Below are 14,121 nucleotides of genomic sequence, written 5' to 3'. Positions count from 1 at the left end.
CGGGTCAGAATTTGTAATACGGGACCAGTTCGTTGGCGCGCTGCAGATTGGTCTGCAGGCAGTCCGGTCGGTCCGGTGATTCGATCGGCGAGTAGAACATCGACTGCTGGAGCACGCCATAGCTGGTCTTGAACGCGATCATGCAGGTGATCCACCACCGGTCGTTCCAGTCGGTGGGCTTCATGATCCAGAACTGGGCGGCCCGGTGGCCGCCGATGTTGAGCTCGATGGCGTCGGCGGGCAGGCTCTGCTCGAAGGTCCGCCAGACGAACGCCTCGACGGCCATCTGGTAGTTGCCGGCGTCGTAATGGCAGCGCAGGCCGTCCTCGGGGGTGGGCGGCGTGAACGCCAGCCCGAGGCGCTGCACGACATCGAGCGGGATGTCGCGGCACGGGTCGAACGGGGACGGGTCGGTGGTCTCGATGACCGGCCACTTGATGGTGGTGGACACATTGGTCAACGGCATGTCGGCGGCGCGGACCTGCATCGGAGCGCCGGCCGGGTTGGCCTGCCACACCACGATCACCGCCGCCACAAGCGCACACAGCGCCGACAGCAGACGCAGTTTGGCGGCCATCACACTCCCTCGTACATCTCAGGACGTCACAGGACTCTCGTGAGCCCCACTCAAGCACTGCGGGGGAGTGTACAAGGACCGAACCGCCGCCAGGACAGGAAACAAGAACAGGTTCTAGTTGCTCGTGCCGTGGCACCGTGGCACCGCAAGTAGGCTGGACCGTTGTGTCCGAGACGTCACGAGATCAGCGCCGGCCGGTGTTGTGGGCCATCAGCGACCTGCACACCGGTCACACCGGAAACAAGCCGGTCACCGAATCGCTCTACCCGTCCTCCCCGGAGGACTGGCTGATCGTCGCCGGTGATGTCGGTGAACGCACCGACGAGATCCGCTGGGCGCTGGATCTGCTGCGCAAACGGTTCGCCAAGGTGATCTGGGTGCCCGGCAACCACGAGCTGTGGACCACCAACAAGGACCCGATGCAGATATTCGGGCAGTCCCGGTACGACTACCTGGTGACCATGTGTGACGAGATGGGCATCGTCACCCCGGAGCATCCCTTCCCGGTGTGGAACGAGGAGGGCGGCCCGGCCACCATCGTGCCGATGTTCCTGCTCTACGACTACACGTTCCTGCCGGAGGGCACCGCGACCAAGGCCGAAGGCCTCGCCGTGGCCCGGGAACGCAACGTGGTCGGCACCGACGAATTCCTGCTGTCCGCCGAGCCCTTCGCCACCCGCGATGCCTGGTGCCGGGACCGGGTGGCCAAGACGCGCAAGCGGCTGGAAGAGCTGGACTGGATGAACCCGACCGTGCTGGTCAACCATTTCCCGCTGGTGCGCGAACCGTGCGACGCGATGTTCTATCCCGAGTTCGCGCTGTGGTGCGGCACCACCGCCACCGCCGACTGGCACACCCGGTACAACGCCATCTGCTCGGTCTACGGCCACCTGCACATCCCGCGCACCACCTGGTACGACGGTGTGCGGTTCGAGGAGGTCTCGGTCGGTTATCCGCGGGAATGGCGGCGCCGCAAGCCGTATCGATGGCTACGCCAGATCCTGCCCGACCCGAAATACACCCCGGGTTATCTCAACGAGTTCGGCGGTCACTTCGAGATCACCGCCGAGATGCGCGACAACGCACAGAAGATGCAGGAGCGGGTCAAAGCGCGGCGGGGGTACTGACGGTGGGACTGTTGAGCGCGGTGCTGCCCGAGATCGTGGTGTCGGCCGAAACCTACGACGACCCGCCGGGTCTGATGCCGCTGCCGGAGGAGGAGCCGCTGGTTGCGCGTTCGGTGGCCAAGCGCCGCAACGAGTTCGTCACCGTGCGGTACTGCGCGCGGCAGGCACTCGGCCGGTTGGGGGTGGCGCCGGTGCCGATTCTCAAGGGTGACAAGGGTGAACCGTGCTGGCCCGACGGCGTGGTCGGCAGTTTGACGCACTGCGACGGGTTCCGCGGGGCGGTGGTCGGCCGCAGCGGCGACGTGCGCTCGCTGGGGATCGACGCCGAACCGCACGACGTGCTGCCCAAGGGTGTGCTGGACGCGATCAGCCTGCCTGCCGAACGTGTCGCACTCGGCGCGCTGCCGGGTGGACTGCACTGGGACCGGATTCTGTTCTGCGCCAAGGAAGCCACCTACAAGGCGTGGTTCCCGCTGACGCACCGCTGGCTCGGGTTCGAGGACGCACACATCACGTTGACACCCGATCCCTCCGGTGTGGCCGGCACCTTCGAGTCCAGGATCCTGATCGATCCGGCCGCCGAGTCGGGCCCGCCCCTGACGGCGCTGGCCGGTCGCTGGTCGGTGGCTTCCGGCGGTGGTGCGAAGTCGATTGTGCTGACGGCGATCACGCTGTGAGCACCGATCCCGGTCTGGTGATCGTCGACAAACCCGCCGGCCTCACCAGTCACGACGTGGTGGGCCGCTGCCGGCGACTGTTCGGCACCCGCAAAGTGGGACATGCCGGGACGCTCGACCCGATGGCCACCGGCGTGCTGGTGGTGGGTATCGAGCGGGCCACCAAGATCCTCGGACTGCTGATCACCACCGACAAGTCCTACGCCGCGACGATCCGGCTCGGCCGGACGACTTCCACCGATGATGCCGAAGGCGAAGTGCTGCAGGATGTTTCCGCTGCGCATCTGACCGATGCGCAGATCGAGGCGGCGGTGGCGGGTCTGCGCGGCGATATCGACCAGGTGCCGTCGGCGGTCAGCGCCATCAAGGTCGGGGGACAGCGGGCGTACAAGCTGGCCCGTGAGGGGCAGGCCGTCGAACTGGCTGCCCGCCCGGTGCGCATCCACCGCTTCGACGTGCTGGCGGCGCGTCGGTGCGACGACTTCGTCGATGTCGACGTCGAGGTGGACTGCTCCTCGGGTACCTACATCCGGGCGCTGGCCCGTGACGCCGGGGCCGCGCTGGGGGTCGGCGGGCATCTGACCGCGCTGCGGCGCACCAGGGTCGGCCGTTACGGACTCGACGAAGCCCGCACCCTCGACGAACTGGCCGAGGCCGCGCGCTTGTCCTACACCCTGGACGAGGCGTGCCTGTTGGGGTTCGGCCGCCGCGATCTCACCGAGGAGCAGGCCATCGACGCCGGCCACGGGCGGCCACTGCCCCCGGCGGGTATCGACGGGCTGTACGCGGCCACGGCCCCCGACGGGAGGGTGATCGCGCTGCTGCAAGACGGCCCGTCGCGCACCAAATCCGTCGTCGTGCTGCGCCCGGCCACCTTGTGACCTCACCACCGGCCCCACCTACCGCACTGGTCCGGCGGTGTGTGGTCATTTCTGCTTCGTGATCGATTCGAGACCAGGACCACAAGAATTCATGGGAACCGCGGTCGTGCGGGTTGCGTTGTTACAGATATGACCATGCAGCTGCTTGCCTATCCCGCCGAGTGGTTCGGATACACCGTCGAGGCGGGCACGGGTGGACGGCGTGCGGCGCCCAGACGCGATGGCGCGCGGATCTTCTCCCACCGCGAACGCGAGGTGGCGATCGGACACATCGACGCCTCCCAGCACCTGACCGCATCCCCGGCGGTGGTGTGGCAGGTACTCACCGATCCCCGCACCTGGGACCAGTGGTTCGCGGTCCACGACACCTGGGTTACCGAGCCGCCCGCCGCGCTGAAGGTCGGGACGCGGCTGAGTGCCACCCTGAGCATGCTCGGCGTCACCAGCACCCTGGACTGGGTGGTCGAGAACATCGAAGACGGCGCCCGGATCGAATTGGCGGCCACCGGACTCGAAGGGTTGTCGGTGCGGCTGATGTTCCGTGTCTCGCCCGCGGGTTCGGGATCCTGGATCACGGTGAGCGGACAGTTCAGCGGCGCTCTGATCAGCCCGGCGATACTGGACACCGTCGAGGCCGACGGTGTGCGTCAGCTGGTCGAGAGCCTGCTGAGCCTGGATGTCCAGGCGCAGGCGGCCCAGGCCCGCGAGGCCGCAGCCCGGCCGCAGTTGCGGCTGGTGCACGCGGTCCGCTGATCGGACCTCAGGGGACCACCCAGATCGCTTGCGCTGCAGGGCTTCCCAAATCGACGGTGCCGTCCGCGCCGCCGTCGTGGGATTCGATGCCGACCGAGATCATGCCGGCGAAATCGCGCCGGGCCAGCACCCGTAACCGCGAGTCCAGGCTGATGCCCACCGTATCGAAATAACGCAGCATCTCGGGATCGGCGTCGGAGATGCGTGCGACCGTCCCGGTGTCACCGTCGTTGCAGTCCGACAGCTGGCGGGCCGGCGGTGTCGGCACCATGCCGTCGGCGGCCGGGATCGGATCGCCGTGCGGATCCCGGGTGGGGTAACCCAGCTTCGCGTCGATCCGGTCCAGCATCCGGTCCGAGACCGCGTGTTCGAGGATCTCGGCTTCGTCGTGCACCTCGTCCCAGCCGTAGCCGAGCTCGCGCACCAGGAACGTCTCCATCAGCCGGTGCCGGCGGACCATCGCCAGCGCAGCGCGCCGCCCGGCCGCGGTCAGCGTGACCGCGCCGTACTTCTCGTGGTCGACAAGACCCTGGTCGGCGAGTTTGCGAATCGATTCCGACGCCGTGCTGGCCGACACGCCGATCCGTTCGGCGAGCAATTTGGTGCTCACCTTCTCCCTGGACCACTCCTGTGCGGTCCAGATGACTTTCAGGTAGTCCTGCGCAACCGTCGTCAGGTCTTGCGGGTTGCCGTTGGGACTCACACTGAAGAAGTTTAGGCAATCTTCACCTGATCCGGGGATCCAGCGCAGACGCCCGCGCGCCCGCGCCGTAGGCTTGCGCTGTGCAACGGTGGCGGGGCCGGGAAGACATCCCCACGGACTGGGGCCGATGTGTCGTCACGATCGGCGTGTTCGACGGCGTCCATCGGGGACACGCCGAACTGATCAATCACGCGGTCAAATCGGGCCGCTCGCGCGGCGTGCCGACCGTACTCATGACCTTCGACCCGCATCCGATGGAAGTGGTGTTCCCCGGCAGCCATCCGGCACAGCTGACCACCCTGACCCGGCGCGCCGAGCTGGTGGAGGAAACCGGTGTCGACGTCTTCCTGGTGATGCCGTTCACCGCGGACTTCATGAAACTGACCCCGGAGCGCTATATCCACGAGCTGCTGGTGGAAAGCCTGCATGTCGTCGAGGTCGTGGTGGGGGAGAACTTCACATTCGGCAAGAAGGCGGCGGGCAACGTCAATCTGCTTCGCAAGGCGGGTGAGCGGTTCGGTTTCGCCGTCGAAGGGATGTCTCTGGTGGCCGAGCATCATCGCGAGGAGAGCGTGACGTTCTCGTCGACCTACATCCGCTCCTGCGTCGATGCCGGTGACGTGGTGGCGGCCGCGGAGGCGCTGGGCCGGCCCCACCGGGTGGAGGGCGTGGTGGTGCGCGGCGACGGGCGCGGCCGGGTACTCGGCTTCCCGACCGCCAATGTCGCGCCGCCCATGCACTCGGCCATCCCGGCCGACGGTGTCTATGCGGCCTGGTTCACCGTGCTCGGCCACGGCCCGGTGGTCGGCACCGTCACCCCCGGGCAGCGCTATCAGGCCGCGGTGTCGGTGGGCACCAACCCGACCTTCTCCGGCCGCACCCGCACGGTCGAGGCGTTCGTGTTGGACACCGAGGCCGACCTGTACGGCCAGCATGTGGCGGTCGACTTCGTGGCGCGCATCCGCGGTCAGGAGAAGTTCGACTCCATCGATGATCTGGTGGTCGCCATGCAGGGCGATACCGCCCGTGCCCGCACGATTCTCGCTGCGCAGTGAGGTGCTGCTAAACTTCCCGGCGACCCAGCGTGTGCTGCAGTTCGCGGCGGCCGCGCTTTAGATGTTCCTCGCGGACCTATTTGATGGAGTTGTTTTCGTGGCGCTCACTGCCGAACAGAAAAAAGAAATCCTCGGCCAGTACGGCCTGCATGACACCGACACCGGTTCGCCGGAAGCTCAGGTGGCCCTGCTGACCAAGCGGATCTCCGACCTCACCGAACACCTCAAGCTGCACAAGCACGACCACCACTCGCGGCGGGGGCTGCTGCTGCTGGTGGGCCGTCGGCGCCGGTTGCTCAAGTACGTTGCTCAGGTCGACGTCGAGCGCTACCGGTCGCTGATCGAGCGCCTCGGCCTGCGTCGCTGACACCGGGGTCCGCGGCCGTGCTGGCCGCGTTCGCTCTGCTGGGGGGACTGGCCACCGGCTGTTCGTCGGCTGCGGCCGCGGATCTACGGGCCGGTGACTGTCTCAAAGTGGGGGGTCCTCCGGACCGCCCGGAGGCCATCAAGGCCCAGTGTGGAAGCGCGGCGTCGAATTACAAGGTGGTCGCCACCGTCGCCACCGGCGACCAGTGTCCCTCCGACGTCGACTCGTACTACTCCATGCACAGCACGTTCGGCGACGGCGGCAGCACCATCTGCATGGACATCGACTGGGTGGCCGGCGGTTGCATGAGCATCGACCCGGACCACGGACGCGATCCTGTCCGGGTGGACTGTGGCGACACCGCGCAGCCGCATCGCCAGCGTGCCACCCAGATCATGCGGGGCGTCTCCAATGTCGATCAGTGCGGCAGCGGAGTGGGTTACCCGTACGACCAACGTGAGTTCACCGTGTGCGTCGAGGACGTCTCTTGACAGGGCGTGCCAGTCGCGATTTCGTCCCGGTGTAACATGGGGGTGTTTTAGGCCACTGTGCCTCGAGACTTGGTGCGGTTCGCGTGTTTCCGCGCGCACCGTTCCTGCGCGTCACCGCCGTCCGAGGGATCGGACGGTCTTCGGTAGTGGCTGCCGGGAGTTCCTCCCGGCCGCTTCGATCGACGGCCGTAGCCGCATCCGGGACGGGACCTGATTTCGCTGGCGCGCGAAACAGTTGAATACCCGAGCAAGAGAGGCTGTACGGACACATATGTCTGCAGTTGAAACCGACGAAGGCGTGTTTGAATCCACCGCCGTCATCGACAACGGGAGCTTCGGCACCCGCACCATCCGCTTCGAGACCGGCCGGCTGGCCCAGCAGGCCGCCGGTGCCGTCGTCGCCTACCTCGACGACGAGACCATGCTGCTGAGCGCGACCACGGCCAGCAAGTCCCCGAAAGACCATTTCGACTTCTTCCCGCTGACCATCGATGTCGAGGAGCGGATGTACGCCGCGGGCCGTATCCCCGGCTCGTTCTTCCGCCGTGAGGGCCGCCCGTCCACCGACGCGATCCTCACCTGTCGTCTGATCGACCGGCCGCTGCGCCCGACCTTCGTGTCCGGCCTGCGCAACGAGATCCAGGTCGTCGTCACCATCCTGAGCCTGGATCCCAAGGATCTGTACGACGTGCTCGCCATCAACGCCGCGTCGGCGTCCACGCAGATCTCCGGCCTGCCGTTCTCCGGCCCGGTCGGCGGCGTGCGCGTCGCGCTGATCTCCACCGAGGAGAACAAGGCCGGCCAGTGGGTGGCGTTCCCGACCGTCGACCAGCTCGAGACCGCCGTGTTCGACATGGTCGTCGCGGGCCGCAAGGCAGGTGACGACGTCGCGATCATGATGGTCGAGGCCGAGGCGACCGACAACGTCATCGATCTCGTCGCCGGTGGCGCGGGCGCCCCCACCGAGGCCGTGGTGGCCGAGGGCCTGGAGGCCGCCAAGCCGTTCATCGCCGCGCTGTGCACCGCGCAGGAAGAACTGCACGCGGCCGCCGGTAAGGAGACCGCGGAGTACCCGCTGTTCCCCGATTACCAGGACGACGTCTACGCCCAGGTCTCCGCGGTGGCCACCGAGGCGCTGTCGCAGGCGCTGACCATCGCAGGCAAGGCCGAGCGCGACGAGCGCACCGACGAGATCAAGGGTGAGGTGCTCGAGCGCCTCACCGATCAGTTCGCCGGTCGGGAGAAGGAGATCGGTGCCGCTTACCGATCGCTGACCAAGAAGCTTGTGCGCCAGCGCATCCTGACCGATCACTTCCGCATCGACGGCCGTGGCGTCACCGATATCCGCGCTCTGTCCGCCGAGGTCGCCATCATTCCGCGGGCGCACGGCAGCGCACTGTTCGAGCGCGGCGAGACCCAGATCATGGGCGTCACCACCCTCGACATGGTCAAGATGGCCCAGCAGATCGACTCGCTGGGACCCGAGACGTCGAAGCGCTACATGCACCATTACAACTTCCCGCCGTACTCGACCGGTGAGACCGGCCGGGTCGGTTCGCCCAAGCGCCGCGAGATCGGTCACGGCGCGCTGGCCGAGCGGGCCCTGATGCCGGTGCTGCCGAGCGTCGAGGAGTTCCCCTACGCCATCCGCCAGGTGTCGGAAGCGTTGAGCTCCAACGGTTCTACCTCGATGGGCTCGGTCTGCGCCTCGACGCTGTCACTGCTGAACGCCGGTGTGCCGCTGAAGGCCCCGGTTGCCGGTATCGCCATGGGTCTGGTCTCTGATGACGTGGATGGGGAGACCCGCTACGTCACCTTGACCGACATCCTGGGCGCCGAGGATGCGTTCGGCGACATGGACTTCAAGTGCGCAGGCACCAAGGACTTCGTCACCGCGTTGCAGCTGGACACGAAGCTCGACGGCATCCCGTCCAAGGTGCTGGCCGGTGCGCTGGCCCAGGCCAAGGACGCGCGTATCACCATCCTGGAGGTGATGGCCGAGGCCATCGACGAGCCCGACGAGATGAGCCCGTACGCGCCGCGCATCACCACGATCAAGGTGCCGGTCGACAAGATCGGTGAGGTGATCGGGCCCAAGGGCAAGATGATCAACTCGATCACCGAGCAGACGGGTGCGTCGATCTCCATCGAGGACGACGGCACGGTCTTCGTCGGCGCCTCCAACGGCGAGTCCGCGCAGGCCGCGATCGACATGATCAACGCGATCGCCAACCCGCAGCTGCCCAAGGTCGGCGAGCGGTTCCTCGGCACGGTCGTCAAGACCACCGACTTCGGCGCCTTCGTGTCGCTGCTGCCGGGTCGCGACGGGCTGGTGCACATCAGCAAGCTGGGCCGCGGCAAGCGGATCGCCAAGGTCGAGGACGTGGTCAAGGTCGGCGACAAGCTGCGCGTCGAGATCGCCGATATCGACAACCGCGGCAAGATCTCGCTGGTGCTGGTTGCCGAAGACGAGGCCGCCGAGGCACCCGCCGACGCTCCCGCGCCCGCGGATACCGATGCCGCGACCGCTGACGCCTAAACCCGCATTGCGCCGCGGTACCGGCGGCGAAGACACCTCCGAGGCAGTGCGGGTCACCGCACTGCCCGGGGGGTTGCGGGTGGTCACCGAGTTCATCCCGTCGGTGCATTCCGCGTCGGTCGGGGTGTGGGTCGGTGTCGGATCGCGCGACGAGGGGCCCTCGGTGGCCGGCGCCGCGCACTTCCTGGAACACCTGCTGTTCAAGTCGACGCCGACCCGCTCTGCGGTCGACATCGCGCAGTCGGTGGACGCGGTGGGTGGCGAGCTCAACGCCTTCACCGCCCGCGAGCACACCTGCTACTACGCGCACGTGCTGGACACCGATCTGGAGCTCGCGGTGGACCTGGTGGCCGACGTGGTGCTGCGCGGCCGCTGCGCCGCGGAGGATGTCGAAGTCGAGCGCGATGTCGTGCTGGAAGAGATCGCGATGCGCGACGACGACCCGGAGGACACCCTCGGGGACGTCTTCCTGTCGGCGATGTTCGGCGATCATCCGATCGGCCGTCCGGTGATCGGCAGCACGGAGTCCATCGAGTCGATGACCCGCGCGCAGCTGCATTCCTTCCATGTCCGCCGGTACACCCCGGAGCGCATGGTGCTCGCGGTGGCGGGCAATATCGAACACAAGCATGTCGTCGCCCTTGCCCGTGAGTACTTCGGTCCGCACCTGGTGGCCGGCCGCAGCCCGGTCGCCCATCGCAAAGGCGCCGGGCGGGTACCGGGGCAACCGGGTCTGCTGGTGGTCAACCGCGACTCCGAGCAGAGCCACGTGCTGGCCGGGGTGCGCACGCCCGGACGGTACTGGGAACATCGGTGGGCGCTGTCGGTGCTCAACAGTGCGCTCGGCGGCGGATTGAGTTCCCGTCTGTTCCAGCAGATCCGGGAGACCCGGGGACTGGCGTACTCGGTGTACTCGACCATCGACACGTTCGCCGACGCCGGTGCGCTGTCGGTGTACGCGGCATGCCTGCCCGAACGCTTCGACGAGGTGGTGCGATTGGCCACCGATGTGTTCGCCGACGTGGCCCGGGACGGCATCACCGAGGCCGAATGCCGGATCGCCAAGGGTTCGTTGCGCGGCGGGCTGGTGCTGGGTCTGGAGGATTCGGGTTCGCGGATGCACCGGATGGGCCGTAGTGAGCTCAACCATGGTGCACACCGCACCATCGCGCAGACGCTGGAGCAGATCGACGCCGTGACCCTCGACGAGGTGAACACGGTGGCCCGAAATCTGCTGGCCAGACCGCTCGGTGCCGCAGTGCTGGGCCCGCACAAGACGAAACGCTCACTACCGCAACGTCTCCGGCAGATCGCCGGCTGATCGGTAGAGTCGGGAACATGCGATTGTCCCGACGAACTGTCCTGATCGGTGGTCTGACGCTTGCCGCGGCGGCGGGTGCCGCGGGACCTGCGCTGGCCGAGCCTGCGCCACCGGTGGCTGCGCTCGACGAGCGGATCGGCGCGCTGGAGCGACGCCACAACGCGCGGGTCGGACTATGGGCGGTCAACCTCGAATCGGGTGCGCCGCTGGAACATCGGGCCGACGAGTCGTTCGCGATGTGTTCCACGTTCAAGGCCTACGCCGCGGGCCGGGTGCTCGAGCAGGTCGGGCACGGTGAACTATCGCTGGATGCCACCGAATTCGTCGACCCGTCCCATGTCGTCGCGAACTCCCCGGTGAGCGGACCCAGGGCGGGCACCTCGATGACGTTGGCCGAACTGTGCCAGGCCGCATTGCAGCGCAGTGACAACACCGCGGCGAACCTGCTGCTCAAACGGCTCGGCGGTCCGTCGGAAATCACGGCGTACGCCCGCAGCATCGGTGACGAACGCACCCGGCTGGACCGCTGGGAGACGGAGCTGAACTCGGCGATTCCCGGTGACCCGCGGGACACCAGCACCCCGGCGGCGCTGGCCGGCGGATACCGCGCGCTGCTGGCAGGTGATGCGCTCGATCCGCCCCAGCGCCAACTGCTCGACGATTGGATGCGGGCGAACCAGACGTCGAGCGTGCGTCCCGGTCTGCCCGCCGACTGGACCACGGCGGACAAGACCGGCAGCGGCGACTACGGCAGCACCAACGACGTCGGTATCGCCTATGGGCCCGACGGCCAGCGGTTGCTGCTGGCGGTCATGACGCGGTCGGCCACCGATGATCCGAAGGCGCAGGCGTTGCGGCCGTTGATCGGTGAGCTCACGACGCTGGTCGTGCCGCACCTGCTGAGCCCGAACCTGCCTTGAAATACACATCGCCCGGCCGGAAGTTCCAGCCGGGCGATGGTGGGGGACTGGCTTACGCCAGGACGGTCTCGGGTGCGGTGGACGGCAGGCCCAGGTCCAGGGCCACCTGCTCGGACAGCAGCGCGCCTTCGTGGGTGGACAGGCCCTTGGCCAGCGCCGGGTCCCCGGCACACGCCGCGCGCCAGCCCTTGTCGGCCAGTTTGAGCACGTAGGGCATGGTGGCGTTGGTCAGCGCGAAGGTCGAGGTGCGCGGCACCGCGCCGGGCATGTTGGCCACGCAGTAGAACACGGTGTCGTGCACCGCGAAGGTCGGGTCGTCGTGGGTGGTGGGCCGCGAATCCTCGAAGCAGCCGCCCTGGTCGATCGCGATGTCGACCAGCACCGCACCCGACTTCATGTGCGCGACAGTCGCATTGGTGACCAGCTTGGGCGCCTTGGCGCCGGGCACCAGCACCGCACCGATCACCAGGTCGGCCTGCTTGACCGCGTCTTCGAGGTCCAGGCTGGACGAGTACCGGGTCTCGATGGCGCCGCCGTACTCGGCGTCGATCTTGCGCAGCGTGTTGACGTTGAGGTCGAAGACGGTGACATGGGCTCCCATGCCCCAGGCCACCGCGGCGGCGTTGTCGCCGGCCATACCGCCGCCGATGACCACGACCTTGGCCGGCGCGACGCCGGGGACGCCGCCCATCAGGACGCCGCGACCGCCCTGGGTGCGCATCAGGTGATAGGCACCCACCTGGGCGGCCAGCCGGCCTGCGACCTCACTCATCGGGGCCAGCAGCGGAAGGGCGCCATCGGCGGTCTGCACGGTCTCGTACGCGATCGAGGTGGTACCCGAGGCCAGCAGGGCATCGGTGCACGGCCTGGACGCGGCCAGGTGCAGGTAGGTGAACAGGGTCTGGCCCTTGCGCAGCCGGCCGTACTCGGCCTCGATGGGTTCCTTGACCTTCAGCAGCAGATCGGCCTCGGCCCACACCTGATCGGCGGTGGCGACGATCTGGGCGCCGACGGCCTTGTAGTCACTGTCGGACAGCGCCGAGCCTTCGCCGGCGCCGGCCTGGATGAGCACGTCGTGGCCGCGGCGGGTCAGCTCGGCCACCCCGGCCGGGGTGATGGCGACGCGGAACTCGTTGTTCTTGATCTCTGTCGGGATGCCGACGCGCATTTCTGCTCCTGTGTGGACCGGTGGATTCGGTGGATGCTGTCACTAATTGTGAAGAACCTTCGGTTCATGAGCAATGATTCTGATGGTAATTCGCTACGATCGCGGGATGCCTGAACAATCGACACCGCCACGCGCGCGTCCGGCCCCCGGACCGAAGGATGTTCGGCCCGCTGAACTCGACGACATCGACCGGCGCATGCTGCTGGCCCTGCACGACGACGCCCGCATCTCCAACAGTGCCCTCGCCGAGGCCGTCGGCATCGCGCCGTCGACCTGTCACGGTCGCCTGCGCCGCCTGCAGGACGTCGGGGTGATCCGCGGCTTCTACACCGATATCGATCCGGCCGCGGTGGGCCTGGCCCTGCAGGCGATGATCTCGGTGAGCCTGCAATCCCACGCACGTGGCCGGATCCGCGACTTCATCGCCCAGATCCGCAAGCGCCCGCAGGTGATGGATGTGTACTTCTTGGCGGGCGGTGAGGATTTCATCCTGCATGTGGCCGCCCGGGACACCGACGACCTGCGCGCCTTCGTGGTGGAGAACCTCAACGCCGACGCCGACGTGGCCGGTACCCAGACCTCGCTGATCTTCGAGCATCTGCGTGGCGCGTCACCGCTGTGAGCGCCGACCCGCTCAGCTGTTGACGAGTTCGGGGTGGAACTTGGCCACCATCCGGCGGATGCCCTCGCGCCAATCCACCGCCGTGCCGCCGACCAGTTCGTGCATCCGGGTCGGATCGGTCGGGCCACCACGCAAAGCCTGTTCGGTCTCTTCGAACACCGGCTCGCTGCCGACGAGCTCGCCGATGTAGGCGCACCACTCCTGCAGGCTCACCGTCTGATCGCCACACCAGTTGACCGTCGTCGCGGGCACCGAGGCGGCGGCGAGCATCTTCGGCAGCGTCGCGATGATGTCGTCCTCGTGAATCGGGTTGTAGCGCGCTGGGCCACCGGGTGGGACCGGGATGGGCATGCCCGACCGCATCATCTCCATCTGATAGAACGGCCAGCCGCCGTTGTCGCCGTAGGGCACGTTGAGTCGCGCGATGACCGTCGGCACCCCGAGGGCACGAGCCATGGTCCGAGCCACCACCTCGCCGGCGATCTTGGAGATCGAATAGGTCGGAAGCAGCGACTTGTGGTTGTCGCCGAGCGCCGTCGTCTCGGAGCGCGGTTCGTCATCCGGCGGGTCGTACACCGCGGCCGACGAACAGTGCAGGAACGCCGTGGCGTCGGCGCAATGCGCCATCAGCAGCCCGACCGATTCGGCGTTGGCCCCCAGGTCCTTGTCCCACCGTCCGCTCTTGGCGACCGCGAGATTGAGCACGTAGTCGAAATCGGACGGGACGCCACTGAAGTCGCCCGAGGCCAGGTTGACCGTCTGGCAGCGAATTCCCGCGCGTTCCAAGTTCTCCCGGGCCGCGGTGTCGGTGAAACGAGCGATACCCCACACCTCGTTCTCGGCCGCCAGCGACAACGCAACGGGTGCCGCAACCTGTCCGGTCACGCCGGTAATGAGGATCTTCGAGCCGCGCATGGCCA

15 protein-coding genes are annotated in these 14,121 nt (G+C 67.5%); 11 read left to right on the top strand and 4 right to left on the bottom strand.

What is annotated here, in order from left to right:
* Window positions 1-4 precede the first annotated feature (4 nt).
* Entirely contained in the window at window positions 5-577 is a 573-nt protein-coding gene (locus ACXPWS_RS19895; protein WP_458708303.1) for a DUF3558 domain-containing protein, read from the bottom strand.
* Between the two features lie 164 nt (window positions 578-741).
* Here ACXPWS_RS19895 and ACXPWS_RS19890 point away from each other — a divergent pair, with 164 nt between their 5' ends.
* From ACXPWS_RS19890 to ACXPWS_RS19875, 4 genes are all read left to right on the top strand, one after another.
* Window positions 742-1,704, top strand: a complete 963-nt coding sequence (locus ACXPWS_RS19890) for a metallophosphoesterase family protein (RefSeq protein ID WP_458708302.1) — start codon at window positions 742-744, stop codon at window positions 1,702-1,704.
* A complete protein-coding gene (gene pptT / locus ACXPWS_RS19885) occupies window positions 1,701-2,381 on the top strand; it encodes a 4'-phosphopantetheinyl transferase PptT (RefSeq protein ID WP_458713614.1) in 681 nt (226 codons plus the stop codon). Before ACXPWS_RS19890 ends, pptT begins: the two co-directional genes overlap by 4 nt.
* Window positions 2,378-3,262 carry a tRNA pseudouridine(55) synthase TruB gene (gene truB, locus ACXPWS_RS19880; RefSeq protein ID WP_458708301.1) on the top strand — a complete coding sequence of 295 codons (885 nt, stop codon included), beginning with the start codon at window positions 2,378-2,380 and terminating at the stop codon, window positions 3,260-3,262. The genes pptT and truB overlap by 4 nt, the downstream gene beginning before the upstream one ends.
* A 135-nt stretch (window positions 3,263-3,397) precedes the next feature.
* Window positions 3,398-4,015: a type II toxin-antitoxin system Rv0910 family toxin gene (locus ACXPWS_RS19875; protein WP_458708300.1), complete on the top strand. Its 618-nt coding sequence runs from the start codon at window positions 3,398-3,400 to the stop codon at window positions 4,013-4,015.
* Window positions 4,016-4,022: 7 nt separating this feature from the next.
* On the opposite strand, the gene mntR is transcribed toward ACXPWS_RS19875, so the two are convergent.
* Window positions 4,023-4,718, bottom strand: coding sequence for a manganese-binding transcriptional regulator MntR (mntR, locus tag ACXPWS_RS19870; RefSeq protein ID WP_458708299.1), 696 nt, complete (start codon window positions 4,716-4,718; stop codon window positions 4,023-4,025).
* An 80-nt stretch (window positions 4,719-4,798) separates the two neighbouring features.
* Here mntR and ACXPWS_RS19865 point away from each other — a divergent pair, with 80 nt between their 5' ends.
* The 6 genes from ACXPWS_RS19865 (at window position 4,799) to bla (ending at window position 11,411) form a co-directional block, all read left to right on the top strand.
* On the top strand, window positions 4,799-5,773 hold the full coding sequence (locus ACXPWS_RS19865) for a bifunctional riboflavin kinase/FAD synthetase (RefSeq protein ID WP_458708298.1): 975 nt from the start codon (window positions 4,799-4,801) through the stop codon (window positions 5,771-5,773).
* Between the two features lie 97 nt (window positions 5,774-5,870).
* The gene (gene rpsO / locus ACXPWS_RS19860) at window positions 5,871-6,140 is read left to right on the top strand and encodes a 30S ribosomal protein S15 (RefSeq protein ID WP_024454057.1); all 270 of its coding nucleotides are present in this window, start codon (window positions 5,871-5,873) and stop codon (window positions 6,138-6,140) included.
* Window positions 6,137-6,631 (top strand): LppU family putative lipoprotein, encoded by a 495-nt coding sequence (lppU, locus tag ACXPWS_RS19855; protein WP_458713613.1) that lies wholly within the window; start codon window positions 6,137-6,139, stop codon window positions 6,629-6,631. Before rpsO ends, lppU begins: the two co-directional genes overlap by 4 nt.
* 271 nt (window positions 6,632-6,902) lie before the next feature.
* Window positions 6,903-9,170: a polyribonucleotide nucleotidyltransferase gene (locus ACXPWS_RS19850; RefSeq protein ID WP_458708297.1), complete on the top strand. Its 2,268-nt coding sequence runs from the start codon at window positions 6,903-6,905 to the stop codon at window positions 9,168-9,170.
* Complete coding sequence (locus ACXPWS_RS19845) at window positions 9,148-10,491, top strand: M16 family metallopeptidase (RefSeq protein ID WP_458708296.1); 1,344 nt, start codon at window positions 9,148-9,150, stop codon at window positions 10,489-10,491. Before ACXPWS_RS19850 ends, ACXPWS_RS19845 begins: the two co-directional genes overlap by 23 nt.
* A gap of 17 nt (window positions 10,492-10,508) precedes the next feature.
* Window positions 10,509-11,411, top strand: coding sequence for a class A beta-lactamase (gene bla / locus ACXPWS_RS19840; RefSeq protein ID WP_458708295.1), 903 nt, complete (start codon window positions 10,509-10,511; stop codon window positions 11,409-11,411).
* 52 nt (window positions 11,412-11,463) lie between these two features.
* Here the strand turns inward: bla and ald are convergent, their stop codons facing one another.
* Window positions 11,464-12,579 (bottom strand): alanine dehydrogenase, encoded by a 1,116-nt coding sequence (gene ald, locus ACXPWS_RS19835; RefSeq protein ID WP_458708294.1) that lies wholly within the window; start codon window positions 12,577-12,579, stop codon window positions 11,464-11,466.
* A 106-nt stretch (window positions 12,580-12,685) separates the two neighbouring features.
* Between ald and aldR the strand changes: the two genes are divergently transcribed.
* A complete protein-coding gene (gene aldR, locus ACXPWS_RS19830) occupies window positions 12,686-13,201 on the top strand; it encodes an HTH-type transcriptional regulator AldR (RefSeq protein WP_458708293.1) in 516 nt (171 codons plus the stop codon).
* Window positions 13,202-13,213: 12 nt separating this feature from the next.
* Here the strand turns inward: aldR and ACXPWS_RS19825 are convergent, their stop codons facing one another.
* Complete coding sequence (locus ACXPWS_RS19825; RefSeq protein WP_458708292.1) at window positions 13,214-14,116, bottom strand: NAD-dependent epimerase/dehydratase family protein; 903 nt, start codon at window positions 14,114-14,116, stop codon at window positions 13,214-13,216.
* Window positions 14,117-14,121: the final 5 nt, after the last annotated feature.

This window comes from Mycobacterium sp. BMJ-28, assembly GCF_054404835.1.
Note: the sequence above shows the minus strand (reverse complement) of the source record. Positions and strands in the feature narration are given on the sequence as shown.

Bases quoted from the DNA above. Each gene is read 5' to 3' on its own strand.
- ald (WP_458708294.1), bottom strand. From the start codon at position 12,579: ATGCGCGTCGGCATCCCGACAGAGATCAAGAACAACGAGTTCCGCGTC.
- ACXPWS_RS19850 (WP_458708297.1), top strand. From the start codon at position 6,903: ATGTCTGCAGTTGAAACCGACGAAGGCGTGTTTGAATCCACCGCCGTC.
- ACXPWS_RS19825 (WP_458708292.1), bottom strand. From the start codon at position 14,116: ATGCGCGGCTCGAAGATCCTCATTACCGGCGTGACCGGACAGGTTGCG.
- ACXPWS_RS19845 (WP_458708296.1), top strand. From the start codon at position 9,148: ATGCCGCGACCGCTGACGCCTAAACCCGCATTGCGCCGCGGTACCGGC.
- aldR (WP_458708293.1), top strand. From the start codon at position 12,686: ATGCCTGAACAATCGACACCGCCACGCGCGCGTCCGGCCCCCGGACCG.
- ACXPWS_RS19875 (WP_458708300.1), top strand. From the start codon at position 3,398: ATGCAGCTGCTTGCCTATCCCGCCGAGTGGTTCGGATACACCGTCGAG.
- ACXPWS_RS19895 (WP_458708303.1), bottom strand. From the start codon at position 577: ATGGCCGCCAAACTGCGTCTGCTGTCGGCGCTGTGTGCGCTTGTGGCG.
- bla (WP_458708295.1), top strand. From the start codon at position 10,509: ATGCGATTGTCCCGACGAACTGTCCTGATCGGTGGTCTGACGCTTGCC.